Source organism: Sphingomonas sp. GC_Shp_3, from assembly GCF_026540945.1.
GTDB lineage: Bacteria > Pseudomonadota > Alphaproteobacteria > Sphingomonadales > Sphingomonadaceae > Sphingomonas.
The window spans coordinates 425,043-449,050 of sequence record NZ_JALNUT010000002.1 but is presented as its reverse complement, the minus strand read 5'-3'; the positions used below and the strand labels follow the sequence as shown (position 1 = coordinate 449,050).

Here is a 24,008-nt window from a genome sequence, read left to right as displayed (position 1 = left end):
TCTGCGCTCCATCCAATTAAACACGCCTTGACAGTCTTGAAGTAGCCTGCCTCTCTGTCCCGACAGGGAGGACTTAATGGCGCGAAGGTTGAAACTCGAGGTGGGGGCTATCAACATTCGCCTCCATCCGCACTCAGAGGATCTCTACCGGAATCTATTCCAACGCCTCTTTGAATTAAGGCGTGTAGCCAACATACGGGGTGATCGATCGGGCTTGATAACTTCTTTAGGACGCAGTCGTACTGATAGCGCATATATAAACGGAGTTATTACTACTTTCCTGGAGTTCGACTCAGACGGAAAATGGTTTAATACTGATACGTTAGAAGAAGCCTCAACCAACGAATTACGTCAAATCAACATTCCGGAAAACCTTCGCCCAAACTCAAGGTCTTATTTATTCCGCTTTGATGTAGAAAATCACGAAATGATCTTTGAGCATTACGCTAACGGACATCGATTTTCACATAGTTCGGCGTTGTCCTTTATAAAGGACCTGGTGGCCGATGAAAGAATTTCTAGCGAGTTTGGCGATGTAAAGGCTACGATTGTTCAATCTCGTGGGAGTATCGACCGTATTTTTTCGATATCTCGGATAACCGATATCGAGATCTACATCGAGAAGCCCAATGCAGACCTTTGGGGCGCTGACTTTGAGGAGCAGGCCGAGGAACATCTCGATGATAAAAATGCGAGAAGTATGACCGTGTCTTATAAGGCTGAACAAGGCTTAGGAATTAGTCGGGACGAGGATTTGGGCCGGCTTATTCGCGCCAGTATCAGGAACGGGCGGACTGTAGCAAAAGGCTATGGTGATAGCGGCCATGAAGTGGTCACAACTGATAGATTTCCTAAAGTGGTTCAAGATAAGTATGATGAGGATGAAATGAGTCAGCCTCAAATGTTTGAAAGTTTGGCAAATAGCTTTCGAAGAAGGCGGTAAAATTTGTATGTAGCTTTATTCATGGTTTTAAAAGGATATTGGCGTGATAACGGAGGTTATCGCGCTTGGGTATCTTCGCCATTTTTTCATGGAAGTTTCCTATTTTCAGCGCTGTACTTATTTAACGTAATAGATTTTGACTGGCGAGAAGTTGCAAGAAATTCTTTGCCAACCATTCTCGGGTTCAGTCTCGCGGCTTACACAATAACTTTTACTTTGATGGGCAGCGCACTTCACCGTGCTTTGTCAACCGCCATCGATAAAAAGTCGGGTATACCGCTAATACGAATTGTCAATGCTTCGTTTTTTCACGTCATATTGTTCCAAGCGTTTGCACTTCTTTTTGCCTTAAGTACGAAAGGTGACTTTTTTATAAGGCAGTTTGGAAGCAAAGCTGGAGCATCGAACTACAAAGAATTGATCATTGGAGTAACGTATTACGGTGGAGCATTTGTCGGATGCTTTCTCACTATATATGCTATATTTCTTTTGATCTCGGTTGGTATTGCGATGTTTAGGTTGGGCGCTCTAGCGGCTCGTCCGCCACGCGTGCAAGTTGCTGAAACGAATACAGTCGTTAATTTGCCGACTGCGGATATTACCAAGACACTGCGTTTTTCGCTCGTTAGGAAGTTTGCGCAGTTGCTCAGGTTATATGACTAAGCCTTCCAGTAGCCCTGTCCTACACACCCCAATCCCGCATACCCTTTCGTCCTCCGGCAAACGAGAGGCACAGCCATGTCCACCACCCGTCACCCGCAGTCGGTCCCGCTGTCGCGGCCCGGCCAGATCGATGGCGTCCACACCGGCGCGGATTGCGATGCGCGGGCGCATTGGCAGGCGCTGGTCGATGCGCGGTTGATCGGCAACGTCCAGCCGCTCTCGCCCGAAACCCTCGCCACCATCGCTGCGTGGGAAGAGGTGCTGGGCGTCCGCAAGCGCGGCGGCATCTGGTGAGCGGGTCGGTGCGGACGGCTGGCGTGGGCGCGGTCACGCCCCCGTGCGGCGGCAAAGCTCATGGCCGTATACGCGCGATGTTGGTGAAGATTGGCCGGCGCCCGGCGGGGCGGGCGGGGCGTCTCGGCGGCGCGCGACGCGGGAGTAAATCCCGCGTCGTCGGACGGCGCTTTGGCGCCGCCGGCCGCACGCGGCTTTAGTTCGGATTTCGCTTTGCGAAATCCTTACCGCCGCGTGGTGTACTCATCCTCCACCGACCATTGCCGCTCCGGCAGCCAGACATGCGCGGTGTCGGCATAATAGCGCGGGCGTTCATTATACCGGCTCTCGACGATGCGGACCTGGCGCATCGCATCGCGCTTCGCGGTCTCGGTACAGGACGGCACGTAGCTCGACCCATAACCACGATCCCCCAGCGAATCGCACAGTTCCTCCGCCGTCACGCTCACCCGGCGGCGCAGCTCGCGGCGGTCCTCGGGATATTCGAGGTGCAGGTCGCGGTAGCTCACCCGCTGCGACACCGAGTCGACATATTCGGGGATCGGCTGATGCCCATAGACAACGATATCGTCGCGCCCGAAGTTCTGCGCCGACGCCGGCATGGCACCGGACACGGCAACGCCCGCGGCGATCGCGGCAATGGACAGGTGGGACAAGCGTTTCATCGAAAGCTCCTCGGCTACGCTGCCCGCGCGTGTGCCGGCAGGCATCTGATCCTGCGTTAACCATTACCACACCGGCACGTTCCGGCAAACCGCCGCCTCTGAAGCGGGGGAACGGACCGGCCGCTCGACCCGTTGGGAAGCTAACGCCTCCACCACAAAGGACTCGATGCAATGGCCGCCAAGCCGAAAAATCCGAAACCCGCCGCGCGCAAGACCAACGCTCCCAAACCGGAGCGGACCCGCTCCAGCGCCACGATAGGCCTAGCGGCCGGCGCGGTCGCGGTGCTTGGCGGTCTCGCCGCCGCCTTCCGCTTCGGGACGTTCGACCGGCTCATCGCCAAGGCGTCGCGCACCGCCAACGAACACGCCGCACCCGATCTCGCGCCGACCAAGCCGCACAACGACGGCAGCGTCCGTGCGCCCGAAGCGTTCCGGCCCGATCCCACCGCCCCCGTCTCCGCGGCGGAGCGCGACGCCTTTCGCCCGGCCACGGTCCCCGTCGGCGGCACGCCCGACAAGCACACCGACGCGGTCCACTAAACCGCTTCGTCGCGGCGGCGGATTGCGGAGGCGGGAAACCGCTCCCATATCCGCCGCCATGAGCGAACAATCCCATCGAGTGGTGTGGCACGGCACCACGATCCTGTCCGTGCGCAAGAATGGTCGTGTCGTCGTCGCCGGAGACGGTCAGGTGACGCAGGGCCAGACCGTGATGAAGCCCAACGCCCGTAAGGTCCGTCGTCTGGGCGATGGCTCGGTGATCGGCGGGTTCGCCGGCGCGACCGCCGATGCCTTCACCCTGTTCGAGCGGCTGGAACGCAAGCTGGAACAGCATCACGGCCAATTGCTGCGCGCAGCCGTCGAACTCGCCAAGGACTGGCGCACCGACAAATACCTCCGCAATCTCGAAGCGATGATGATTGTCGCCGATAAGGACGTGACGCTGATCCTCACCGGTAACGGCGACGTGCTGGAGCCGGAGGCGGGCATCGCCGCGATCGGATCGGGCGGCAATTACGCGCTCGCCGCCGCGCGCGCGCTGGTCGAATATGAAGCCGATGCCGAAACGATCTGCCGCAAGGCGATGAAAATCGCCGCCGAGGTGTGCGTCTACACCAACGAACGCCTCACCGTCGAAGCGATCGACAACGCCGCCGACGCTGCCGCCTGATCCGAAAGACCCCCATGAACGACGCCCTGACTCCCAAAGCTATCGTCCGTGCGCTCGACGCGCACATCATCGGCCAGACCGACGCCAAGAAGGCGGTGGCGGTTGCGCTGCGCAACCGCTGGCGCCGCCAGCGGCTCGGCGCCGATCTGCGTGACGAGGTTTCGCCGAAGAACATCCTGATGATCGGGCCGACCGGTTGCGGCAAGACCGAGATCAGCCGCCGCCTCGCCAAGCTGGCCGATGCGCCCTTCATCAAGGTTGAGGCGACCAAGTTCACCGAGGTCGGCTATGTCGGCCGCGATGTCGAACAGATCGCGCGCGATCTCGTCGAGGAGGCGATCCGGCTGGAAAAGGAACGCCGCCGCGTCGCGGTGAAGGACAAGGCGGAGGAGGCGGCGATGGCGCGTCTGCTCGATGCGCTCACCGGCAAGGGCGCGAGCGAAGCGACCCGCGAGGCGTTCCGCCAGCGTTTCCGTGACGGCCATCTCGACACCACCGAGATCGAGATCGAACTCGAACAGGCGCCGCAGATGCCGTTCGAAGTGCCCGGCGGCGCGCCGCAGATGATCAACCTGTCCGAGATGATGGGCAAGGCGTTCGGCGGCCAGCAACTGAAACGGCGCAAGCTGACCGTGCCTGCCGCATGGGAAAAGCTGGTCGAGGAGGAGGCGGACAAGCGGCTCGATCAGGACGAATTGAACCGCGTCGCGCTGACGGATGCGGAGGAGAACGGCATCGTCTTCCTCGACGAGATCGACAAGATCGCAGTTTCGGACGTGCGCGGCGGCTCGGTCAGCCGTGAAGGCGTGCAGCGCGACCTGCTCCCGCTGATCGAGGGCACCACCGTCGCCACCAAATACGGGCCGATGAAGACCGACCACGTGTTGTTCATCGCGAGCGGCGCGTTCCACGTAGCCAAGCCGAGTGACCTGCTGCCCGAGCTTCAGGGCCGCCTGCCGATCCGCGTCGAGCTGAAGGCGCTGACCGAGGACGATTTCGTCGCGATCCTGTCCGACACCAAGGCATCGCTTACCCAGCAGTACGTCGCGCTGATCGGCACCGAAGGCGTCGGGGTCGAGTTCGCCGAAGACGGCATCCGCGCGGTCGCGCGCATCGCTGCGGAAGTGAACGGCGAGATCGAGAATATCGGTGCGCGCCGCTTGCAGACGGTGATGGAGAAGCTGCTGGAGGAAGTCAGCTTCGAGGCAGAGGATCGTCAGGGCGAGACGGTGCTGGTCGACGCCGCCTATGTCGAGAAGCAGCTCGCGAGCATCGCGCGCAACACCGACCTCAGCCGCTTCGTCCTGTAGCCTTGACGCCAGTTCCCGCGCCGCCGATTGTGGCGACGGGGGAAATGTGGCGATGGCAGTTCGGACGTTTTGGGGTGCGGCGCTGGCCGGATTGGCGCTCGTCGCGACACCTGCGGCGGCGCGGAAGATCGTGGTGGGTCAGCCCGCGCCCGATTTCCGGTTGCGCCTGCCCGGTGGCCAGCGGGTGTCGCTTGCCGACCTGAGAGGGCAGGTCGTCATCCTCAATCTATGGGCAACGTGGTGCGGGCCGTGTAAGCGGGAGATGCCCGAGCTCGACCGGATCCAGGCCAACGGCGCGCAATATGGCCTGCGGGTTTTCGGCGTGCTGGCGATGGACCCGACGCCGCTGTCGGCGCTGCGTCCTTTGACCAAGGTGCTGCACTACCCGCTCGTCGATCACATTGGCAGCGATTATGTCGCGGTCGGCAATGCGATCCCGACCAACTACATCATCGATCGTGCCGGGATCGTCCGTTACGCACAGGCAAACGCGCTGACCGCGCGCGACTATGCCGAGATCATCGCGCCCTTGTTGACCGAAAAGGCGCCGGTCACCACGCTCGCCGTGCCGGCGGCGACCCACTGACTCATTTCGGTGCGCGGTATGGCACGAACGATCGAATCGTGCACACACCACTGGGAATATGGCTGAGCAGATCGATCGTACGGATCGGATCGCCCGCGCACAATTGCGAGCCGAATTGCTGCGAAACGATCGCGTCGCCCCGGTCGAGGCCGTAGCAACCGCCATTGGTGTCGGCGCGGTAAATCAGCCTGCGGGATTGTTTGTACAGGATCGTGTTGCCGATCCGCTCGGTACCGGCCGCATCGCGCGCGTCCAGACACTGCTGTGGCTTGCCCGGTAGCAGCCCGGCGAGCGCCTTGTCGAGCTTGGCGCGATCCGCGGCCTTGCGCGCCGCGACGCCATGATCGGACGATAAGGCGGCAGTGCCGGCGCAGAGCAGAACGACGGGCAGGATGAAGCGGTACACGCGCGGTTCCTCCGGTTGCGAGACTTGGCTACAACGCCGCTACCCCCGGAAACTATCCTTCTCCGCGCGTCGTTTGGCCAACTGCTGCACATCCGCGGCCCGCAGGAACGGGTTGGTCGCGCGTTCCAGCGCGATGGTGGTCGGCACCGTCGCTTCGCCGGCGGCCCGCAGCGCATCGACGTCGCGCATTCGCGCCACAATGTCGCTGTTATCCGGCTCCGCGACCAGCGCGTAGCGGCCGTTCGATTGGGTATATTCGTGTGCGCAGAACACCTGCGTCTCATCAGGCAACGTAGCGAGATGCTGCATGTTGGCGAACATCTGTTCCGGCGTGCCTTCGAACAACCGGCCGCACCCCATTGCGAACAGCGTGTCGCCGGCGAGCAGCACCGCATCGCCGGCAAGGTGGAACAGGATGTGCCCGGCGGTATGCCCCGGCGCGGCGATCACCTGCGCGACATGGCTGCCGATCCGCACCGAATCGCCCTCTGCAAGCTTCACGTCGAGCGTCGGGATCTTGGCCGCCTCCGCCGCCGGGCCGCTGATGATCGCATCGGTCGCCGCCTTAACCTCGGCATTGCCGCCGGTATGATCGTCGTGCCAGTGCGTGTTCCACACCTGCCCGATCGTCCAGCCGCGCCGTGTGGCCTCGGCGAGCGCGGGCGTCGCCTCGCCGGGATCGACCACCACCGTCTCGTCCGCAACCGGATCGTGGATCAGCCAGATGTAATTGTCGGTGAGCGCCGCCACGCGGACGATCTCGAGGTCGGTCATGTGCTTACCAGACGCCGGTGTTCGGCATCGACGCCCACGGCTCGGCGGGTTCGAGATGGCCGTTCTGAAGCAGCTCGACCGAGATGTCGTCGGGCGTGCGCACGAACGCCATATGGCCGTCGCGCGGCGGGCGGTTGATCGTCACGCCAGCGTCCATCAACCGCTGGCATGTGTCGTAGATATCGTCGACCTGAAAGGCGAGGTGGCCGAAATTGCGCCCGCCGCTATAGCTTTCCGGGTCCCAATTGTGCGTCAACTCGACCTCGGCGACGCCTTGCTGCCCGGGTGCTGCCAGGAAAATCAGCGTGAAGCGGCCTTTTTCGCTGTCGATCCGCCGCACTTCCTCAAGCCCGAGCAGGTTGAAGAACTTCACCGTCGCTGCCGGATCGGTAACGCGGATCATGGTGTGGAGATATTTCACCGCAAGGGCTCCTGTTGTGACGCCCCCGCAAATAGGTGCGCGGACCACGCCGCGCCACCCTCAGGGTGTATTGGGCGTGTCGAATTGCGCCAGCGCGGCGATGGCGCTCTTGTTGGCGGCGCTGCCCGGCTGGAGTGCGGCGGCGCGGCCCCAAGCGGCCTTGGCGCCCGCCTCGTCGCCATCCTTGGCGGCGATGTTGCCGGCTTCCAACTGCACCGAGGCGTCGTCCGATGCGCGTGCGAGCGCCTCCGCGATGTCCTTTTTCGCCCGCGCCAGATCGCCGGTGCGGCGTGCCAGCGTCGCGGACAGCAGCCAAGCAAGCGGATCGCGGTCCGCCTCGACCACGGCATGGTCGAGATCGGCGCGCGCCGCCGCCATGTCGCCGGTCGCCACATAGGCGCGCGCGCGGTCAAGATAGGCCTCGCCGCTTTGCAGCCCGACCAGCGTGTGCGGGCTGAGCGCGGCATCGAGGTCCGCGCGTGCCTTGCTCGCGTCCTTGGCAGCAAGCCAGGCGTTGCCGGCCTGCGCCCAGAAATACGCCGCGCGGTCATCGCGCGCGACATCGGCGCCACGCGCGGCGATCTCGAACTCGGCCGCACCCGCCGACCAGCGATCGCGTGCGGTGTAGGACAGACCGAGGCACTGATGCGCGAGAAAGGTGCCGCCGCCCAGCATCCAGCTGGTCGCTTCCTTCTCCGCCGCAGGCGGGTCCTTGGCGGCGAGCTCCAGGCAATGTTCGTAGCGCTGCCGCACCGGAGAGATGTCGGCGGTCAGCGCTGTCGGGGCTTGTGTGGCGAGAACCATTGCGAGCATCATGCGGCGGGCATCACTTGTTCGATCAGGCCGATCAGACGGGCGATGTCGCCATCGCGCGAGAGCCGGTGGTCGCCGTCCTTGACGAAGGTAAGCTGCACATCGGGTGAACGGATCAGCTCGACCAGCCGCACGCTGCGGTTCCACGGCACGTCGCGGTCCTGCAAACCGTGGATCATACGCACCGGTACGTCGATGGCGATCGGCCCGAACATCAGCCGGTTGGCCTCGCCCGATTGCCAGAACGCGCGCGAGTAGACGGTCGGGGTCGGTGCATAGGGCGAGGGCCGCTCAAGCCGGCCGTCGGACAGAAGTGCCAGCTTCTCCTCGATCGTGAAGCCCCAATCAGTGAAATCGGGCGCGGGCGCGATGCCGACCAGCGCGGCGACCTTTTCGGGGTGGTCGCGCGCGATCAGCAGCATCAGCCAGCCACCCATCGACGATCCGACCAGCACCGCCGGCGCACCCACCACCTGATCGAGTAGTTCGAGCGTATCGTCGCGCCAGTTCGCCAGCGTCTGCTCCTCGAACACGCCCTCGCTCGCGCCGCAGCCGCCATAGTCGAAGCGCAGGAACGCGCGGCCGCTCGCCTTCGCCCAGGCTTCGATCGCGAGCGCCTTGGCGCCGGTCATGTCCGAGGCGTAGCCGGGCAGGAACACGATCGCCGGGCCGGTGCCGGGTGTGAAATGATACGCGAGCGCGGGGCGGGGATCAGGCATGGTGACGCTCTACGCGCAGGAGGCGGTACGGGCAACGTGGCGCTCGGCGATGTGAAACGCGCGGGGAGGCTATGCGGATCGGTGGGCTCTGCTAAGGCGGCCGAACCGTGCGCCGCCTCACCCTCGCTTTGCTGTTGTTCGCCTTGCTTGGCTGGGCCTGCGTCGCCCGCGCTCAGGTCCTGTCGCCAGCGATGAGCCAACCGCTACCCGAGCCAGGACCGCAGAGTGAAAGCCAGTCGCTGTTTCAGGACGGCGCCGAATATGCGCGGCAATATGATGTGCCGATCGAGGAAGCGATCCGGCGCTTGCGCGCGCAAGCCGCGAGCGTAACCGCCACCGATGCGCTGGCGGAGCGCTTTCGCGCGCGTCTTGCCGGTATCGCGCTCGAGCATCGGCCGCAGTACCGCATCGTTGTCGCGTTGACCGGTACGGCGGCGGTTCCGCCCGAAGTGATCGACGCTGCTGGTATGCGCGTGCCCGTGCTGTTCCGTACTGGCGCCAAGACGACGCGCGAGCAGGTGTTGTGGGCGATGACCAACCATCAGGCCGCGATCCGCGCCGCGCTCCCTTCTCCGCCCAGCATGGGGCTCGACCCGCGCACCGGCGAACTCGTGATCGCGATCGGCAGCGCGACGCCAGCGGAACAGTCGGCGATCCGCGGGCGCATGAGCGCGATTGCCGGCGTGCCGGTCCGCATCCGCCAGATCGAGAGCCGCGAGATCAACCTGGCCCCCGAAGGCGGCGCGCGCGTGGAGGGGATCAATTCCGAGGACGGCCGCCGCTATTACTGCACGACCGGGTTTACCGTGACCGACGGGACGCGCTTCGGCGTCACGACCGCGGCCCATTGTCCGGATGTTTTGAGTTACCGTGACCCGCACGGCGGCACGGTGCCGCTCGATTACCTCGGCCAATGGGGCTGGGGCTATCAGGATGTGCAGATCAACCTCAGCGCGGCACCGCTCGATCCGCTGTTCTTCGTGGATGCCGCGCGCACCATCGAGCGGCCGGTCGCGGCCCAGCGCGCGCGTGCGTCGACGCGGGCGGGCGATTTCGTGTGCCACCGCGGCGAGCGCACCGGGTATAGCTGCGCGCTGGTCGAGCTGACGGATTTCGCGCCGGGTGGTGAGTTGTGCGGCGGAGCGTGTCTGCCCAACTGGGTCACGGTGGCGGGGCCGACCTGCAAGGGCGGCGACAGCGGTGCACCGGTGTTCAGCGGCACGACCGCATTCGGCATCCTGAAGGGCGGCAGCTACCGCCATGACGGAAGTTGCGCCTTCTACTTCTATATGTCGGTCGATTATCTGCCAACCGGGTGGCACCTGATGAGTACCGCTGCGCCGGTAATTACCAGTCCCACTTTGGTGGCGGGATGATCCTGAAACGGTCTTTCCGGCGGTGTGAACGCCCGTATAAGGAGTGTCGGCGATACTGGTATGCTGATCCGGGCACTGTGTAACCGCCTAGCGACAGCCGTTGATCATCAAAGTTCTAGCGGTTTGGAATGCTGCATTACAGCCTGTAGCTGGTCAGGTACGTAGAACACAGCAACAACAGGGGTCGACTTTGCGCAAGGGTATGATTCTCGCGGGCGGCTCGGGCACGCGACTGTATCCGCTGACCAAGGGCGTGTCGAAGCAGCTGATGCCGATCTACGACAAGCCGATGATCTATTACCCGCTGTCGACGCTGATGATGGCGGGGATCCGCGAGGTGCTCATCATCACCACCCCGCACGATCAGGCGGCGTTCAAGGCACTGCTCGGCGACGGTAGAGAGCTCGGCATGGTGCTGGAGTATGCGGTACAGCCCGGGCCGGCGGGTCTTGCGCAGGCGTATCATATCGGCGCCGACTTCGTTGGTGACATGCCCTCGGCGCTCGTGCTCGGCGACAACATCTTCTACGGCCATGGCCTGCCCGCCCTGCTGCGCCGCGCCTCCGACCGTGATGCAGGCGCGACAGTGTTCGGCTATTACGTCAAGGACGCGACCGCCTACGGCGTAGTCTCGTTCGATGCTAACGGCCGCGCCGAGACGATCGAGGAAAAGCCCGAACAGCCGAAGTCGAACTATGCGGTGACCGGGTTGTATTTCTACGATCAGGATGCGGTTGCGCTGGCGCGGGATCTCAAGCCAAGCCCGCGCGGTGAACTCGAGATCACTGACCTCAACCGGCTGTATCTCGAAGCGGGCAAGCTCTCGGTCGAGATCATGGGGCGCGGCTATGCGTGGCTCGACACCGGCACGCACGGCTCGCTGCTCGATGCAGCACTCTACGTGCGGATCACCGAGGAGCGGCAGGGCCTCAAGATCGCCTGCCCCGAGGAGATCGCCTGGCGACAGGGCTTCATCGACGACGCCCAGCTCGAACGCATCGCCGGGCCTTTGCGCAAGAGCGGCTACGGCCAGTATCTGCTCGATCTGCTCGACGGCAAGGTGATCGCATGAAGTTCATCGAGACCGCCGTCCCGGGGCCGATCATCGTCGAGCCGGCAGTGTTCGGCGATGATCGCGGCTTCTTCCTGGAAAGCTGGAACGTCGCCAAGTTCCGCGATGGCGGGCTCGACCTCGCCTTCGTGCAGGACAACCACAGCCGTTCGGCCAAGGGCGTGCTGCGCGGGCTGCACTTCCAGAACCCCAATCCACAGGGCAAGCTGGTCCGCGTGACCGCAGGTGCAGTGTGGGACGTCGCGGTCGACGTGCGCCGCTCGTCGCCGCATTTCGGCAAGTGGGTCGGCGTCGAGCTGTCGGCCGCCAACAAGCGGATGTTCTGGGTGCCGCCCGGCTTCGCGCATGGCTTCCTCACTCTCGAGGATGATACCGACTTTCTCTACAAGTGCACCGCGCTCTATGAGCCGGCGAGCGAACATTCGCTGCTGTGGAACGACCCCTCGCTCGGCATCGACTGGCCGCTCGATGGGCTCGAGCTCAACTTGTCCGCAAGCGACATCGCCGGCACGCCGCTTGCCAATATCAAGGGTTTTGCATGAAGGCGCTGATCGTCGGCGCGGATGGCCAGCTCGGCCGTTGTCTCGCCGTCACCGCGCCCGAAGGTGTCGAGCTTGTGGCCCTTGAGCGCACCACGCTCGACATCACCGATGCGGCCAGCGTCTACGCGGTGGTTGCGACGGAAACGCCCGATCTGATCCTCAACGCCGCTGGCTATACCGCTGTCGACAAAGCCGAAAGCGACGAAGCTTCGGCTTATGCCGTTAACGCGGCGGCGGTCGGCCTCCTCGCCGATGCGGCCGAGAAGCATGGCGCCAAGCTGGTGCATGTCTCGACCGACTTTGTTTTCGATGGTCAGGCCGGCACGCCCTACACGCCCAGTGCCGCGACCAACCCCTTAAGCGCCTATGGTCGCACCAAGCTCGCCGGGGAGCGGCTGGCCGGTCCCGGCGCGCTGATCGTGCGCACCGCCTGGGTGTATGCGCCGACCGGCGGCAACTTCGTGCGCACGATGCTCCGCCTGATGCGCGAACGCCGCGAGGTCCGCGTTGTCGTCGACCAGATCGGCACGCCCACCTATGCGCCGGGGCTGGCCGCAGCGCTGTGGGCGATGGTGGGGCAGGGCGTCACCGGCATCCACCACTACACCGATGCGGGCGTGGCGAGTTGGTACGACTTCGCCGTCGCGATTCAGGAGGAGGCGCTTGCCGCTGGCCTCTTGTCCACGCAAGCGCCGGTGATCCCGATCGCCACAAGCGACTTCCCCACGCCTGCCAAACGGCCGAGCTACTCGGTGCTCGACAAGGCTTCGACCTTCGCCGCGCTCGGCGGCCCGACCCCGCACTGGCGTACCAACCTGCGCACCATGATCGCCGAAATCGTTGCGCATGGCTGAGCAGGCGGCGGCGTCCGCCGGTCTCGATGTCGCGCCCCGCGCACGATCGCGGTTTATCGGCGGGATCAGCGGCTTGCGCGCGATCGCGGTGTTGTCGGTGGTGGTATTCCACGTCAACCCGCACTGGCTGCCCGGTGGCTTTGTCGGCGTGGACGTGTTCTTCGTGATCTCCGGGTTCGTGGTCGCGCACTCGGTTTCGGACGTACGGGTCAGTTCCTTCCGCGCGTATTTCTTCTGGTTCTACCGTCGTCGCTTCCTGCGCATCCTGCCGGCCATCTACCTGTATGTTCTGGTGGTGGTGGCCCTTGGGGTTCTGGTGTTGCCGACGTCGGATGTGACCCGATATGTCGAGGCGACCGGTATCGCCGCATTGTTCGGCGCCAGCAACGTCGTACTGCTCTGGAAAGCCGGAAGCTATTTCGCGACGTCCAGTGAATACAACACCTTCACGCATACATGGTCGCTGGCGGTGGAGGAGCAATATTACGTCCTGTTCCCGATCTTCTCCTACTGGTTGATCGTCAGGAAGCCGAGCAGCCCACGCCTGAGGATGTTGTCCGTCGCGGCGGTGGTCGCCGCCTGCCTGCTGTCGCTCGCCTCGGCATGGTACTTCACGCATCGCTGGCCGGCCTTTGCCTTCTACATGCTGCCGACGCGATTGTGGGAACTGGGGATCGGCTTTTTGCTGCGCTATCAAGGCTTCCGACTGGTACGCGGCGTCGCCTTAGCCGGTCGCAGCCGCGTCGTAGCAGCCGGTTCGGTGCCAGTATTGGGCACGTTGCTGGCAAGTCTCGTTCTTACATCGACAAACGCTTTTCCGTGGCCGGGCGCGCTGGTGCCGTGTTTCGCGACCGCCGTGGTGATTGCGATCGTCTGGCTTGCCCCGGGCGGTTGGCTTGACCGACTGCTCCAATTACGCGGGTTACGCTTTTTTGGAGATCTCAGTTACTCGCTCTATCTGTGGCATTGGGGCGTGGTGGTGCTGATGCGCTGGACGGTCGGGCTCGACACGCTGCCGCTGCAACTGATCGCCGTTGCGTTGATGCTGGCGCTCGCACTGATGAGCTATCACTTCGTCGAACGGCCGCTGCGGCATGATCGCCGTCTGCTCGCGCTGGGAACGCCGTTATTTTTCGGGATCTACGCTTTGGTCGGCGTCGTCATCGCCGGTACTTGTCTTGCGTTGTTGCACGAAAAACCGCGTCTTGGCCTTGCAGCCTCGAACGAAGTTGAGATCTGGGATCCTGCTCGGGTTGCTGTCGCCGAGCCGGCCGGAACCTGTCCGATCGCGCGGAGTAGCGCCGATTTCGGCACCGGCCTGAAAATCAGCTATCGTCCGACCTGCGCGTCGGTCGCGCCGCGCCGCATCTTCGTCGTCGGCGATTCCCATGCCGGCGCCTATCAGTTGATGATGAACCACGTCGCGGCGCGACGCGCGACCCCGATCGTGCTGTACTGGTCGGGCGGTTGCCGCGTGCTCGATATCGACGATTCGGTGCTTCTTGCCGGCTGCGAAGGCTTCCGCGACGCTGCGCTGGCCGAAGTGCGTGCGGCAGCGAAGCCGGGCGATCTGCTGTTCCTGCCCGGCCTGTATACGCCGCTCTACCGCAAGATTTGGGACGATGCGGTTCCCGCCGACACGGGTCTGGGCAAGGCGGAGTTGCCGCTCGACCCGGCAAAGATCGCACGGTCGCAGGCGCTGCTCGGCGGTTTTCTGAAGCAGGGGCTGTCGATTATCATCGAGGCGCCGAAGCCCAATATGCCGACAGCGGTGTTTCGCTGCGCCGACTGGTTCAACCGGGACAACGATTATTGCCGCCCCGGCTGGCGCGTACCGCGCGCGGAGATCGAACAACGCCGCAGCCGCCCGCTCGCCGCGCTGGTGTCGATCCAGCAGCACCTGCCTGCGATCCACTTGTGGGACCCGTTGCCGATGCTGTGTGACGCTCATTTCTGCAATGGCTACAAAGACGGCAAGCCGATCTATTATGATACGCATCATCTTACCGCATTCGGGGATGACCTGCTGCTGCCGGACTTTCTTGCAATACTGGACAGGACCGTGGCGAACGCCAGCGCGCGCACTGCCAAACCAGTTGTGAGGCGCGGCGTATCACCATGACGAACAGCGCTTCAACGACACATCCGATCGCCCTGACAGGATCGCAAACGCTATGACTACCATTCTCGTGACCGGCGGCGCCGGCTTCATCGGCGCAAACTTCGTGCATCACTGGCGCAAGGTGAACCCGGACGATGCCATCGTCGTGCTGGATGCGCTGACCTATGCGGGCAACCGCGCCAATCTCGACGGGCTCGATCAGATCGATCTCGTCGAGGGGGATATCTGCAATACCGATCTGGTCGGCAGGTTGCTTCGTGAGCGCGGGGTCGACACGCTCGTCCATTTCGCCGCCGAGAGCCATGTCGATCGTTCGATCACAGGGCCGGATGCGTTCGTCACCACCAACGTGGTCGGCACGCACAGCCTGCTGAAGGCGGCGAAGACGGCGTGGCTGGACACCGGCACCGGCCGTCCACACCGCTTCCACCATGTCTCGACCGACGAAGTGTACGGCTCGCTCGACCCCGACGATGCCGCCTTCAGCGAGACGACGGCCTACGCACCGAACTCACCCTATTCAGCGTCCAAGGCCGGGTCCGACCATCTCGTGCGGGCCTATCATCACACCTATGGCCTTCAGACGACCACCAGCAACTGCTCGAACAACTACGGCCCGTTCCAGTTTCCCGAGAAGCTGATCCCGCTGTTCACGCTGAACGCGCTGTCCGGGCGTAACCTGCCGATCTACGGCGACGGCATGAACGTGCGCGACTGGCTGCACGTCGAGGACCATTGCTACGCGATCGAGCTGATCCTGAAGAAGGGCCGTGTCGGCGAGGTCTACAACGTCGGCGGCGGGCAGGAACTGCCCAACGTCGCGGTGATCGAGGAGATCTGCCGCGGCGTCGATGCCGCCTTCGCCGCCGATCCGGAGCTCGCCAGGCGGTTCCCGGACGCACCGGCGGCGAACGGCGAATCGAGCCTCGAGCTCAAGACCTACGTAACCGATCGCAAGGGCCACGACCGCCGCTACGCGATCGACGAGAGCAAGATCCGGGGCGAACTTGGCTACGAGCCCAAGCGTGATTTCCCGCAAGGGTTCGCCGAGACGCTGGTCTGGTATCTCGCCCGCGAGGATTGGTGGCAGCCGCTGCTGCGCCGCGCTGCGCTGTGAGCCGAATGGGGGACGTGGTCGCGACAGAGGCGCCGTCGATCCTGTGCGTTCACCCTAATCGCGAACTTTACGGGTCCGATCGCACGTTTCTGCAATCGGTGCGGGCGCTGCGGGAACGTTGGCCTGCGGCGCGGATCACGGTGCTGCTGCCCGGACCCGGCCCGCTGTCTGAACCCATGGCGGAGATCGTGGAGGATATCCGGTACCAGGACATATTCGTGCTACGCCGCAGTGAGTTCGGCCCGCAGTTCCTGCTCCGCTTGCCCGCGCTGATCGCGGCGATGCGCCGCGCGCGGCGTGCGATAGCCGCACATGACCTCACCTATATCAACACGGTAGTGGTGCTCGATCATCTGCTGGCGAGCCGGTTGCAGCGCAAGCGGGTTCTCACTCATGTCCACGAACTCCCGACGGGCGTGACTCGGATCGCGTTTTCCGCGCTGCTGTGGCTGTCGCGCAGCGTGCTGGTGTATATTTCCGACGCGACCCGTTGCGGCTTTCACTGGCTCGACGCGAAGCCCGCCGTCATCGTCTGGAACGGTACGCGCACCGTGCCGGTCCTGTCTCGCGGGGTCAGCGCCGGGCCGTTGCAGTTGCTGCTGATCGGGCGTTTCAACGCCTGGAAAGGTCAGCCGCTGCTGCTCGACGCGCTTGCGCTGCTCGAACCGGAGGAGCGCGCGCGGCTGGCGGTGCGGCTGGTCGGCAGCGCCTACGAGGGGCAGGACCACTTCGCCGACGCGATTAGCGATCGTATCGAACGGCTGAATCTGCAGGATTGCGTCACGGTGATGCCGTTCACGCCCGATCCTGCCGAACACTATCGATGGGCCGACGTGGTCGCGGTGCCCTCGACCGAGCCCGAGCCGTTCGGACTCGTCGCGATCGAGGCAATGGCAGCAGGCTGTGCGGTGGTGGCTGCGGGGCATGGCGGGCTTGCCGAGATCGTCGTCGACGGGGTGAGCGGGACGCACGTCCCGCCCGGCAACCCCGCAGCGCTGGCGGCCGCGATCCAGCGCTATCTTGCCGATCCTGCGCTGGCGGTGACGAAGGGCCGGGCAGGGCAGGCGCGTTTCGCCGAGTGTTTCGATGAACGCCTCTACATGCGCCGCATCGCCGATATTGCCGCGACGATGCTGGCCGGTCAGGCGCCCGCTCCAATTGCGCAGGGGGAATAACATGGCCGCCGACAAGCGCCTGATCGTTCTGACCAACGATTTGCCGTATCCGCCCAATCACGGCCACAAGGTGGATCAGTATCATCGCTGGCGCGCATTTGCCGCACAGGGCTGGCGGTTGCGGCTGATCTGCTGGCGGTCGCCCAACGATCCACCGGTTTCGCCCGAGGACGAACGCGTGTTGCGCGACACATTCGAGGCAATCGACGTGTTGCCGATCCCGCACCGCCCGCCCGCGCTGGCGGCAAGGATCGCGCGGCTCGGCCGCTATCCCAGCCATGTCGCCTCGCGCATCCCAGCTGCGACGACGCGGAAGCGGCTGACGCGCGAGGCGATGGCGTTTGCGCCGGCGGCGGTGGTAATTGATAACATCTATGGCGGTGTGCTCGGCGAGACACTAGCGCGGGCGTGCGGGGTGCCGGCGATACTGCGCGGCCATAACATCGAACATCGCTATCTCGCCCAGCAGGCGGCGGCGACCACCAGCCTGCGCTCGAAGCTGGCATGGACCATCGCGCGATTTGGCCTCGAACGGTATGAAGACGCGCTTGTGCGTCGCGTCGCCTGGACATTCAATATCTCCGCCGATGACGTGGCGTTCTGGCGCGGACGCGGGATCGAGCGGATTTCGTGGGTGCCGACCGTCTTCCCCGATGCCGGGGCGGTGACGATCCTGCCACCGGCGGAAAAACGCTGGGACATCGCCTATATCGGCAACCTGCGCCTGCCTAACAACCTGCGCGGCATCGGCTGGTTCATCGATGCGGTGTTGCCGCATCTCCGCGCGGCGCGGCCGGGTCTCAGCATCGTGTTCGCGGGTGCCAACCCGAGCGCGGCGGCGTTGGCGATGTTCGCGCGCGCGCCGGATATCGAACTGGTGCCGAACGCGCCGAGCGCCGACCGCATTCTGGCGAACGGCCGCGTGCTGATCAACCCGATCCGATCGGGTAGCGGCGTCAACGTGAAGTCGATCGACATGCTGCGCTATGACGCACCGATCGTCACGACGACCATCGGTGCGCAGGGGTTCGGCCCGGAGGTCGACGGGCAGTTCCAGGTACACGACGATGCAGCCGGCTTCGCCAACGCGATCGTCTCGGCGCTGGCCGATCCGCATGCGCCGGCAGGACGTGCCGAGGTGCGCCGGCTGTTCGGCGATGTTGGCGTCGCCAACCAGATCGCGCTGATCGCGCGGATCGCGGGTGTCCCGGTCGACTAGCGGTTGTCCGGACCGGCAGGAAGGGCGTCAGTCCGACCATTTCTCGATCAAGGCTTCGTATTTCGACAGCACCATGTCCCAGGTGAACTCTTCCCGCCAGCGCGCGACGGCGGCGGTGCGCAGTTCGGCGCGCAACGGCTCGGACGCGATGATCTGGTCCATAAGGTCGGAAATCTGATCCTCTGACGCGAAGTATAGCCCTGCGTCCGCGGCGACCCATCGATTGAAGCGGTTATCATGCGCGATGATGGCGTTGCCCGCGCCGAGCGCCTCGACCAGCGACGGGTTGGTGCCGCCGACCTGATGGCCGTGAAGATACGCCGCGCTGTGCGCCCGTAGCGCGTCGACCGTGAGCCGTTCATAGATCGCACCGGGCATGATCACTTCCGGGCCCGCCGCCTCAAGCACCGTCGCGTGATAGGGGTTGGCGCGGTCGTACTTGCCGAGCAGCACCAGCTTGACGCCACGCTTCTTGCGAGAGAATGCGCGAACGATCTCCAGTACGGAATTCTCCGGCTCGGGCCGTGCGATCAGCGTGAAGAAGCGGTTGGGCTCGATCCCGAAGCGCGCGAGCGGTGCGGTCGGCACGTCGACCAACGGATCGCCGCCATAGGGGATCACCACCGTCTTGGTGCGCGGCGCGCGGGTGGCGAGGTGATCGGCGATCGACGGATGATCGGCGATCAGGGCGTGGCCCGACAGTGCGGCCAACCGCTCGTTGACCCACAGGAACACGCGCGGCCCGATGGTATATTTGGCGCGCTTCCACTCCAGCCCGTCCATGTTGATGAGGTTAACGCGCCGCCGCGCACGCAGATAGCCGCTCAGGAAACGGTGTTGTATCCGAGCGTCAGGATCGTGCCGGGAATCTTCAGCGAGTCCGCCGCAGAGGCGATGTCGAACTGGATGGTCCCGAGCGGCCCTTTAGCCTTCACCGGCATGTGGATGCGGCGAATGCCCTCCCACTCGTCCTCTTCGCGTTTGCCGCTGGCGGAACCCTGGCAATAGATGGTGACGGTCCAGCCGCGATCACGCAGCCAAAGCGCGAGGCGTTCCGCAAACGTCTCGAACCCGCCGTGCGCGGCGGGGATGCCGCGGATGCCGAGGATGATGAGCGATCGCGTCATGCCGGAACGCTGCCGCACACCCGTGAGAGGTGCGCGCGAGACACCGTGGTGCACAACTGGCCGGCAGCGTTATCCCGTATGCGGCACCCGTCCGATCCAGGCACAAAGACGATCTTCAAGGCGACTCTTCTTCAGAACGGGACACCGGTAAAACCGACCGCGACAAGCTCGACTGGTACCGAAAGTATGGTTGCGTGTTGCGCAGCCTACTTACCGGACCGAAGCCTATGGTGGTGAGATTGTGTGCCGTCAAACCTGTGCGCGGAGCATCATCGCGTTACATCGAAATGCGATGCTGCCGAACATGCTGGTTGATCTTCGGTTCACGACACACAGGCGCGCGTTGCGATCGGCAGGTTTCGCGTACGCCGGTTGCTCGACCCGCGACGCTGCGCCGCAACAAGATGGCGCGGTATATTGCCTGGCGTACTCGGCTGTGCCAATTGTTGCACAGCACAATTCGCGCCGCAGAGCGCTGTGACGGGAGCTTTAGTGGGAATCCGATCAGCGATAGTGTTGTGCGTCCTCGTCCTGGTGGCAGGGTGCGGCGGGCACGGCGGCAACGTCATCTCGACGGGCGAACGCTACGTCTCCGATCGATCGGGCGTCACCGATTACCGGCTTGGTATCGGTGACAAGGTTCGTATGTCTGTGTTCCGTGAGCCCGACATGTCGGGAGAGTTCTTGGTGGGCCCCAACGGCACGATGGCGCTGCCGCTGATCGGGGAGACCCCCGCGCTTGGGCGGCGGGTCGAGGACGTGGCCAGCGATGCCGCCGCCCGGTACGGCGCCGGCTACCTTCGCAACCCACAGGTCAATATGGAAGTGGTCGGCTTTCGGCCGTTCTTCATCCTGGGTGAAGTCACCACGCCGGGACAATATCCTTACTCGATCGGCTTGACGGCGTTCAACGCGATCGCAACCGCGCAAGGGTTCACGCCCCGTGCTGACCGCTACACGGTTCATATCCGACGTGAGGGTGCGGCCGTGGAGGAAACCTACCAAGCGATGCCGAACCTGCGGATCTATCCGGGCGATACGGTGCGTATCGGGGAACGCTTCTTCTGATCGGTTGCAGGCAACAAACGGGGAGTTGCGGCCGCTCGCTTCGGTCGGGCATCGTTACGGGCGTTGATTCACTTGGAAGGGCGCTGGCTACGCGGCTGCTGATCTGTGCGGCGATGCCGGTGTTGGTGGTCGGCTCCGCGCAGGCTCAGGTCGGCGAATCTTTATTGCTGCCGCCGGTGATCCCACCGGGCTTCGACCGTGGCCGCAACCAGAGCGTGCTCGAACTGCCACGCAAAGCCTATGACCCGGTCGGGATCCGGATCAATTCATTCGATCTGTTTCCGTCGATCAAATCCGGGGCAGGTGCCACTTCGAACACCTATTACACCGTTGACCCCGTCGCCTCGACATTCCTGACCACGACCCCAGCCGCGGAACTGATTTCGCGTTGGAGCCGACACCAGTTGATGCTGTCGGGAACAGGCACGTTCCGTCAGTATATCGGCCAGCCGCGCCGTAACGAGACGACCTGGCAGACCGACGCGCGGGGCCGCGTCGACCTCGGCCGCTTCACCACCGTCACGCTCGAGGAGATCTCGGCACAGCTTACCGAAAATCAGTTCTCGGGCGAAACGGCGCCGACCGTGGCCGCGCTATCGCGGTATCGCCGCGACTTCGTCAGCCTGCGCGCGGTCAATCAGGTCGGGCGGATGCGACTGACCGTCGCAACCGACTATGCACTATTCTGCTTCAAACCGCTGCCGTTGCTGGCCGGCGGAATCCGCAGCCAGGAAAACCGCGACCGCAACGTCGCGCGCGCGACCGGTCAGTTCGAATATGCCCGTTCGCCCGATCTGGCGTTCTTCGTGCAGGCATCCTACGCGGATCAGGCGTTCAAGACGCGGTTAAGCGCGACGCTGCCGAACCTCGATTCAACCGCATATCGCGTGCTGAGTGGTTTCAATTTCGACGATCCCGGGTTCGCACGCGGCTCCCTCGGCGTCGGCTATACGCACCAGACCTTCACCGCGCCGAACTATAAACCGGTCGGCGGTGTTTCGGTCGAAGCGAGGGTTGAGGTCTTCCCATCCCGGTTGACGACCGTACTGCTCGGCGCGCGCCGGACGCTAGAGGTCACCAGCCTCTATACCGGTGGTGCTTACTGGAATAACCAGCTCACGCTGCGGGTGGATCGCGAGATCTGGCACAGCGTCCTGGTCGACGTCATCGCGGAACGTTTCAAGCAAAGCTACATCCAGTCCGGCCTGATAGCGAAGTCTTATCAACTAGGGCTCGGCGCGCAGTATCTCTCGTCACGCCGGGTCATGGTCGATGCTTCGCTGAAGTACGGCAACCGCAGCGCCGCTTCGGCGGTCCTCGGAAATCCATTCGATGAAATCCGCAGTGAGATTGGTTTGACCTTCCGGATTTAATCCGTTCTCCGGAACAGAACGCTTCTAGCAAGGTAACAGGACGCTCATGGAAGTCAGACAGGAAGCCGGGCAGTCCGAGGCGCAACTCGCGGATATCGTCGAGATGGTTCGCGACACCGTCATGCGTCGGTGGCCGGTGCTGCTTATCGTTTTCCTGGCCGTGTCGGCATTGGGTATCGCCGCGGTGCAGTTCCTGCCCGTGTCCTACTCGTCCGTCGCCAAAGTGCGCATTGACCCGACGCTGAACCCGCTCGCCACCAAATCGGCGGACGGCAAAGCCGAGCTTACGTCCGAGGCGATCGAAACCGAGGTCGCGACGATCCAGTCGCTGTCGCTCGCGCGCGGGATCGTGCAGCAATTTCACCTGGAGAACGATCCCGATTACGCAAAGGTGCTGAAGGATAGCGGCACCGGTCCGTCGAACCCGCAGAACCGTGAGACGCTGCTTGCCAACGCGGTTCTGAAGAAGCTCTCGGTGCAGCGTGAAAAACTGACCTACATCCTCGACGTTGCCTTCACGTCGCCCGATCCGATCAAATCCGCGCGCATCGCCAATGCCTTTGCCAAAGCCTATATTGCGGCGAAGATCGGCAACAAGGCGGGTGCGGCTGACCGCCAGTCGCAATGGTTCGAGCGCCGCCTGAAGGAGCTCGCCGACGATGCCCGCGCGGCCGATGCGCAGGTTGCCGATTACCGCGCCAAGGCCGGCATCGTCGAGAGCGACGGCGGCAACTCGAACGGCAGCACGATCACCGATCAACAGATCGCGCCGCTCGCCGGCTCGCTCGCTACCGCGCAGGCGGATGCCGCCGCCGCCCAGTCGGACCTCAACGCGGCACGCGGCCAGACCGCACGCGGTGCGCGCGATTCGGTCAGCGGCGTGCTAAGCTCGTCGGTGGTGCAGGATCTGCGCCGCCAGCGCGCGGAGCTGGTCCGCAACCTAGCCGAGATCGGCGTGCGGTACGGCGACCGGCACCCGGAAACGATCCGCGTGCGCGACCAGCTTGCCGGCATCGATACGCTGATCCAGAACGAAGAACGCCGCGTGATGTCGTCACTGGCGGCAAATGCCGCCTCCACGCAGGCGCGCGTTGCGAGCTTGAAACACGCGATGACCGATCTGGAGTCCAGGCGGGCAAACGACACGCGTAGCGCCGTGATCGCCGATGGCCTGGAGCGGGAGGCGACCGCGAAGCGTGCACTGTACGATCGCATGTCGCTGATGGCGCTCGACAGCATGCAAGAGGCACGCGTCTCGATCGCGCCGGCCGAGGTGGTCGAGGTCGCGCAGCCGCCAGCCAAGCCGACCAGCCCGAACAAGCTCTTGTTCTATCCCGTCGCGCTGGTGCTCGGCCTGATCGCGGGCGGCGTGGTGATCGCGGTGCAGGAACTCATGGCGGGTGGCTTGCGCTCGGCCGAGGACGCCGAACGCACGCTCGGCCTGACGATGCTCGCCGCGATCCCCAAGGTCGCGAAGGGTGTCAATCCGGCCGATCTGCTCATCACCGAACCGACCTCGTTCTTCTCGGAATCACTGCGCATCGTGCGCGCGGCGGTGCTGGGGCAGCGTGGCCAGGTGACGCCGAAGGTGATCGCGCTCACCTCTGCCTTGCCGGGCGAGGGCAAGAGCACGACGGCGCTGGCGTTCGCGCGCACGCTCGCCATCGCCAACGCCAAGACGCTGCTGATCGAATGCGACATTCGCCGCGCCGTCATGCAGCGCATGGTCAAGGGCGCGCCGCCGCGCACTGGTCTGGTCGAGGTGCTGCACGGCGATGCGAGGGTGGACGAGGCGATCGTGCCGGGCGACGTGCCGGGGCTCGACCACATGCTGGTCGTCTCGCGCTATTTCAGCTCGGAGGATATCTTCGGCGGTGGCGCGATGGATCGGCTGCTCAACGAATTGCGAGGACGCTACGATCACATCGTGCTCGATCTGCCACCATTGATGGGTCTTGCCGACGGCCGTTTCCTGGCGGCGCTGGCGGATGCGACGATTCTGGTGGTGAAGTGGGACGATACACCGGCGGCGGCGGCCTCCTCCGCGATCAACTGGCTGCGGACCGACGGCGCCAACCCGATCGGCATGGTGTATGCGATGGTCGGGGCGGGTGCGGAAGGTGTCGGCGGCTTGTATTACTACTCGCGCAAATACGCCGGATATTACCGGAGCGCATAATCGGGTGGTCTGAGCGCGG

The 24,008-nt window shown here is 64.0% G+C and carries 26 protein-coding genes; 18 read left to right on the top strand and 8 right to left on the bottom strand.

All coding sequences use genetic code 11. From position 1 onward, the window contains the following. Nucleotides 1-88 precede the first annotated feature (88 nt). From OXR00_RS07815 to OXR00_RS07805, 3 genes are all read left to right on the top strand, one after another. Nucleotides 89-943, top strand: coding sequence for a DUF4747 family protein (locus OXR00_RS07815; protein ID WP_267387624.1), 855 nt, complete (start codon nucleotides 89-91; stop codon nucleotides 941-943). Nucleotides 944-946: 3 nt separating this feature from the next. Further along, on the top strand, nucleotides 947-1,606 hold the full coding sequence (locus OXR00_RS07810) for a hypothetical protein (RefSeq protein WP_267387623.1): 660 nt from the start codon (nucleotides 947-949) through the stop codon (nucleotides 1,604-1,606). Nucleotides 1,607-1,681: 75 nt separating this feature from the next. Beyond that, nucleotides 1,682-1,900, top strand: a complete 219-nt coding sequence (locus tag OXR00_RS07805; protein WP_267387622.1) for a hypothetical protein — start codon at nucleotides 1,682-1,684, stop codon at nucleotides 1,898-1,900. A gap of 224 nt (nucleotides 1,901-2,124) precedes the next feature. Here the strand turns inward: OXR00_RS07805 and OXR00_RS07800 are convergent, their stop codons facing one another. Beyond that, the gene (locus tag OXR00_RS07800; protein WP_267387621.1) at nucleotides 2,125-2,565 is read right to left on the bottom strand and encodes a UrcA family protein; all 441 of its coding nucleotides are present in this window, start codon (nucleotides 2,563-2,565) and stop codon (nucleotides 2,125-2,127) included. 171 nt (nucleotides 2,566-2,736) lie between these two features. Here OXR00_RS07800 and OXR00_RS07795 point away from each other — a divergent pair, with 171 nt between their 5' ends. From OXR00_RS07795 to OXR00_RS07780, 4 genes are read left to right on the top strand one after another with little or no spacing between them, the layout of a single operon-like run. Further along, nucleotides 2,737-3,105: a hypothetical protein gene (locus tag OXR00_RS07795; protein ID WP_267387620.1), complete on the top strand. Its 369-nt coding sequence runs from the start codon at nucleotides 2,737-2,739 to the stop codon at nucleotides 3,103-3,105. Between the two features lie 58 nt (nucleotides 3,106-3,163). Beyond that, nucleotides 3,164-3,736, top strand: a complete 573-nt coding sequence (gene hslV, locus OXR00_RS07790) for an ATP-dependent protease subunit HslV (RefSeq protein ID WP_267387619.1) — start codon at nucleotides 3,164-3,166, stop codon at nucleotides 3,734-3,736. Nucleotides 3,737-3,750: 14 nt separating this feature from the next. After that, entirely contained in the window at nucleotides 3,751-5,046 is a 1,296-nt protein-coding gene (gene hslU / locus OXR00_RS07785) for an ATP-dependent protease ATPase subunit HslU (protein WP_267387617.1), read from the top strand. 52 nt (nucleotides 5,047-5,098) lie between these two features. Continuing rightward, the gene (locus OXR00_RS07780; protein WP_267387615.1) at nucleotides 5,099-5,632 is read left to right on the top strand and encodes a TlpA disulfide reductase family protein; all 534 of its coding nucleotides are present in this window, start codon (nucleotides 5,099-5,101) and stop codon (nucleotides 5,630-5,632) included. A gap of 1 nt (nucleotide 5,633) precedes the next feature. On the opposite strand, the gene OXR00_RS07775 is transcribed toward OXR00_RS07780, so the two are convergent. Genes OXR00_RS07775 through OXR00_RS07755 form a run of 5 tightly spaced genes read right to left on the bottom strand, consistent with a single transcriptional unit; the run spans nucleotide 5,634 to nucleotide 8,765 of the window. Continuing rightward, nucleotides 5,634-6,038: a hypothetical protein gene (locus tag OXR00_RS07775; RefSeq protein WP_267387613.1), complete on the bottom strand. Its 405-nt coding sequence runs from the start codon at nucleotides 6,036-6,038 to the stop codon at nucleotides 5,634-5,636. A 39-nt stretch (nucleotides 6,039-6,077) separates the two neighbouring features. Continuing rightward, nucleotides 6,078-6,812 carry a hydroxyacylglutathione hydrolase gene (gene gloB, locus OXR00_RS07770; protein WP_267387611.1) on the bottom strand — a complete coding sequence of 245 codons (735 nt, stop codon included), beginning with the start codon at nucleotides 6,810-6,812 and terminating at the stop codon, nucleotides 6,078-6,080. A gap of 4 nt (nucleotides 6,813-6,816) precedes the next feature. Next, nucleotides 6,817-7,233 (bottom strand): VOC family protein, encoded by a 417-nt coding sequence (locus OXR00_RS07765; RefSeq protein WP_267387609.1) that lies wholly within the window; start codon nucleotides 7,231-7,233, stop codon nucleotides 6,817-6,819. A gap of 60 nt (nucleotides 7,234-7,293) precedes the next feature. Continuing rightward, nucleotides 7,294-8,049, bottom strand: coding sequence for a hypothetical protein (locus tag OXR00_RS07760; RefSeq protein WP_267387607.1), 756 nt, complete (start codon nucleotides 8,047-8,049; stop codon nucleotides 7,294-7,296). Then, nucleotides 8,046-8,765 (bottom strand): alpha/beta hydrolase, encoded by a 720-nt coding sequence (locus OXR00_RS07755; protein ID WP_267387605.1) that lies wholly within the window; start codon nucleotides 8,763-8,765, stop codon nucleotides 8,046-8,048. The genes OXR00_RS07760 and OXR00_RS07755 overlap by 4 nt, the downstream gene beginning before the upstream one ends. 107 nt (nucleotides 8,766-8,872) lie before the next feature. Here OXR00_RS07755 and OXR00_RS07750 point away from each other — a divergent pair, with 107 nt between their 5' ends. The 8 genes from OXR00_RS07750 to OXR00_RS07715 all read left to right on the top strand — a co-directional run bounded on the left by OXR00_RS07750 (nucleotide 8,873) and on the right by OXR00_RS07715 (nucleotide 18,242). Further along, nucleotides 8,873-10,141, top strand: a complete 1,269-nt coding sequence (locus OXR00_RS07750; RefSeq protein ID WP_267387602.1) for a hypothetical protein — start codon at nucleotides 8,873-8,875, stop codon at nucleotides 10,139-10,141. A gap of 190 nt (nucleotides 10,142-10,331) precedes the next feature. Further along, nucleotides 10,332-11,213, top strand: coding sequence for a glucose-1-phosphate thymidylyltransferase RfbA (rfbA, locus tag OXR00_RS07745; protein WP_267387599.1), 882 nt, complete (start codon nucleotides 10,332-10,334; stop codon nucleotides 11,211-11,213). Beyond that, a complete protein-coding gene (rfbC, locus tag OXR00_RS07740; RefSeq protein ID WP_267387596.1) occupies nucleotides 11,210-11,755 on the top strand; it encodes a dTDP-4-dehydrorhamnose 3,5-epimerase in 546 nt (181 codons plus the stop codon). Before rfbA ends, rfbC begins: the two co-directional genes overlap by 4 nt. Further along, entirely contained in the window at nucleotides 11,752-12,609 is an 858-nt protein-coding gene (gene rfbD, locus OXR00_RS07735) for a dTDP-4-dehydrorhamnose reductase (RefSeq protein WP_267387593.1), read from the top strand. Before rfbC ends, rfbD begins: the two co-directional genes overlap by 4 nt. Beyond that, a complete protein-coding gene (locus OXR00_RS07730) occupies nucleotides 12,602-14,731 on the top strand; it encodes an acyltransferase family protein (protein WP_267387590.1) in 2,130 nt (709 codons plus the stop codon). The genes rfbD and OXR00_RS07730 overlap by 8 nt, the downstream gene beginning before the upstream one ends. Nucleotides 14,732-14,783: 52 nt before the next feature. After that, the gene (gene rfbB, locus OXR00_RS07725; protein ID WP_267387589.1) at nucleotides 14,784-15,848 is read left to right on the top strand and encodes a dTDP-glucose 4,6-dehydratase; all 1,065 of its coding nucleotides are present in this window, start codon (nucleotides 14,784-14,786) and stop codon (nucleotides 15,846-15,848) included. Nucleotides 15,849-15,853: 5 nt separating this feature from the next. Continuing rightward, nucleotides 15,854-17,023: a glycosyltransferase family 4 protein gene (locus tag OXR00_RS07720; RefSeq protein ID WP_267387911.1), complete on the top strand. Its 1,170-nt coding sequence runs from the start codon at nucleotides 15,854-15,856 to the stop codon at nucleotides 17,021-17,023. A 1-nt stretch (nucleotide 17,024) separates the two neighbouring features. Continuing rightward, entirely contained in the window at nucleotides 17,025-18,242 is a 1,218-nt protein-coding gene (locus OXR00_RS07715; protein WP_267387588.1) for a glycosyltransferase, read from the top strand. Between the two features lie 27 nt (nucleotides 18,243-18,269). Here the strand turns inward: OXR00_RS07715 and OXR00_RS07710 are convergent, their stop codons facing one another. Both OXR00_RS07710 and OXR00_RS07705 read right to left on the bottom strand, forming a co-directional pair. After that, nucleotides 18,270-19,025: a glycosyltransferase gene (locus tag OXR00_RS07710; RefSeq protein ID WP_267387586.1), complete on the bottom strand. Its 756-nt coding sequence runs from the start codon at nucleotides 19,023-19,025 to the stop codon at nucleotides 18,270-18,272. A gap of 41 nt (nucleotides 19,026-19,066) precedes the next feature. Then, a complete protein-coding gene (locus OXR00_RS07705) occupies nucleotides 19,067-19,369 on the bottom strand; it encodes a DUF1972 domain-containing protein (protein WP_267387584.1) in 303 nt (100 codons plus the stop codon). Nucleotides 19,370-19,882: 513 nt separating this feature from the next. Here OXR00_RS07705 and OXR00_RS07700 point away from each other — a divergent pair. The 3 genes from OXR00_RS07700 to OXR00_RS07690 all read left to right on the top strand — a co-directional run bounded on the left by OXR00_RS07700 (nucleotide 19,883) and on the right by OXR00_RS07690 (nucleotide 23,989). Continuing rightward, entirely contained in the window at nucleotides 19,883-20,437 is a 555-nt protein-coding gene (locus OXR00_RS07700) for a polysaccharide biosynthesis/export family protein (RefSeq protein ID WP_267387910.1), read from the top strand. 113 nt (nucleotides 20,438-20,550) lie between these two features. Beyond that, nucleotides 20,551-21,810, top strand: coding sequence for an outer membrane beta-barrel protein (locus tag OXR00_RS07695; RefSeq protein WP_267387583.1), 1,260 nt, complete (start codon nucleotides 20,551-20,553; stop codon nucleotides 21,808-21,810). Nucleotides 21,811-21,856: 46 nt separating this feature from the next. Continuing rightward, nucleotides 21,857-23,989, top strand: a complete 2,133-nt coding sequence (locus OXR00_RS07690) for an AAA family ATPase (protein ID WP_267387582.1) — start codon at nucleotides 21,857-21,859, stop codon at nucleotides 23,987-23,989. Nucleotides 23,990-24,008 lie beyond the last annotated feature (19 nt).

Excerpts from the sequence above, each read along its gene's own strand:
- OXR00_RS07795 (WP_267387620.1), top strand. The coding sequence starts at position 2,737 with ATGGCCGCCAAGCCGAAAAATCCGAAACCCGCCGCGCGCAAGACCAAC.
- OXR00_RS07755 (WP_267387605.1), bottom strand. The coding sequence starts at position 8,765 with ATGCCTGATCCCCGCCCCGCGCTCGCGTATCATTTCACACCCGGCACC.
- hslV (WP_267387619.1), top strand. The coding sequence starts at position 3,164 with ATGAGCGAACAATCCCATCGAGTGGTGTGGCACGGCACCACGATCCTG.
- rfbD (WP_267387593.1), top strand. The coding sequence starts at position 11,752 with ATGAAGGCGCTGATCGTCGGCGCGGATGGCCAGCTCGGCCGTTGTCTC.
- OXR00_RS07720 (WP_267387911.1), top strand. The coding sequence starts at position 15,854 with ATGGGGGACGTGGTCGCGACAGAGGCGCCGTCGATCCTGTGCGTTCAC.
- gloB (WP_267387611.1), bottom strand. The coding sequence starts at position 6,812 with ATGACCGACCTCGAGATCGTCCGCGTGGCGGCGCTCACCGACAATTAC.
- OXR00_RS07715 (WP_267387588.1), top strand. The coding sequence starts at position 17,025 with ATGGCCGCCGACAAGCGCCTGATCGTTCTGACCAACGATTTGCCGTAT.
- rfbC (WP_267387596.1), top strand. The coding sequence starts at position 11,210 with ATGAAGTTCATCGAGACCGCCGTCCCGGGGCCGATCATCGTCGAGCCG.
- hslU (WP_267387617.1), top strand. The coding sequence starts at position 3,751 with ATGAACGACGCCCTGACTCCCAAAGCTATCGTCCGTGCGCTCGACGCG.
- rfbB (WP_267387589.1), top strand. The coding sequence starts at position 14,784 with ATGACTACCATTCTCGTGACCGGCGGCGCCGGCTTCATCGGCGCAAAC.
- OXR00_RS07730 (WP_267387590.1), top strand. The coding sequence starts at position 12,602 with ATGGCTGAGCAGGCGGCGGCGTCCGCCGGTCTCGATGTCGCGCCCCGC.
- OXR00_RS07760 (WP_267387607.1), bottom strand. The coding sequence starts at position 8,049 with ATGATGCTCGCAATGGTTCTCGCCACACAAGCCCCGACAGCGCTGACC.
- OXR00_RS07705 (WP_267387584.1), bottom strand. The coding sequence starts at position 19,369 with ATGACGCGATCGCTCATCATCCTCGGCATCCGCGGCATCCCCGCCGCG.
- OXR00_RS07695 (WP_267387583.1), top strand. The coding sequence starts at position 20,551 with ATGCCGGTGTTGGTGGTCGGCTCCGCGCAGGCTCAGGTCGGCGAATCT.
- OXR00_RS07710 (WP_267387586.1), bottom strand. The coding sequence starts at position 19,025 with ATGGACGGGCTGGAGTGGAAGCGCGCCAAATATACCATCGGGCCGCGC.
- OXR00_RS07690 (WP_267387582.1), top strand. The coding sequence starts at position 21,857 with ATGGAAGTCAGACAGGAAGCCGGGCAGTCCGAGGCGCAACTCGCGGAT.
- OXR00_RS07800 (WP_267387621.1), bottom strand. The coding sequence starts at position 2,565 with ATGAAACGCTTGTCCCACCTGTCCATTGCCGCGATCGCCGCGGGCGTT.
- OXR00_RS07805 (WP_267387622.1), top strand. The coding sequence starts at position 1,682 with ATGTCCACCACCCGTCACCCGCAGTCGGTCCCGCTGTCGCGGCCCGGC.
- OXR00_RS07780 (WP_267387615.1), top strand. The coding sequence starts at position 5,099 with ATGGCAGTTCGGACGTTTTGGGGTGCGGCGCTGGCCGGATTGGCGCTC.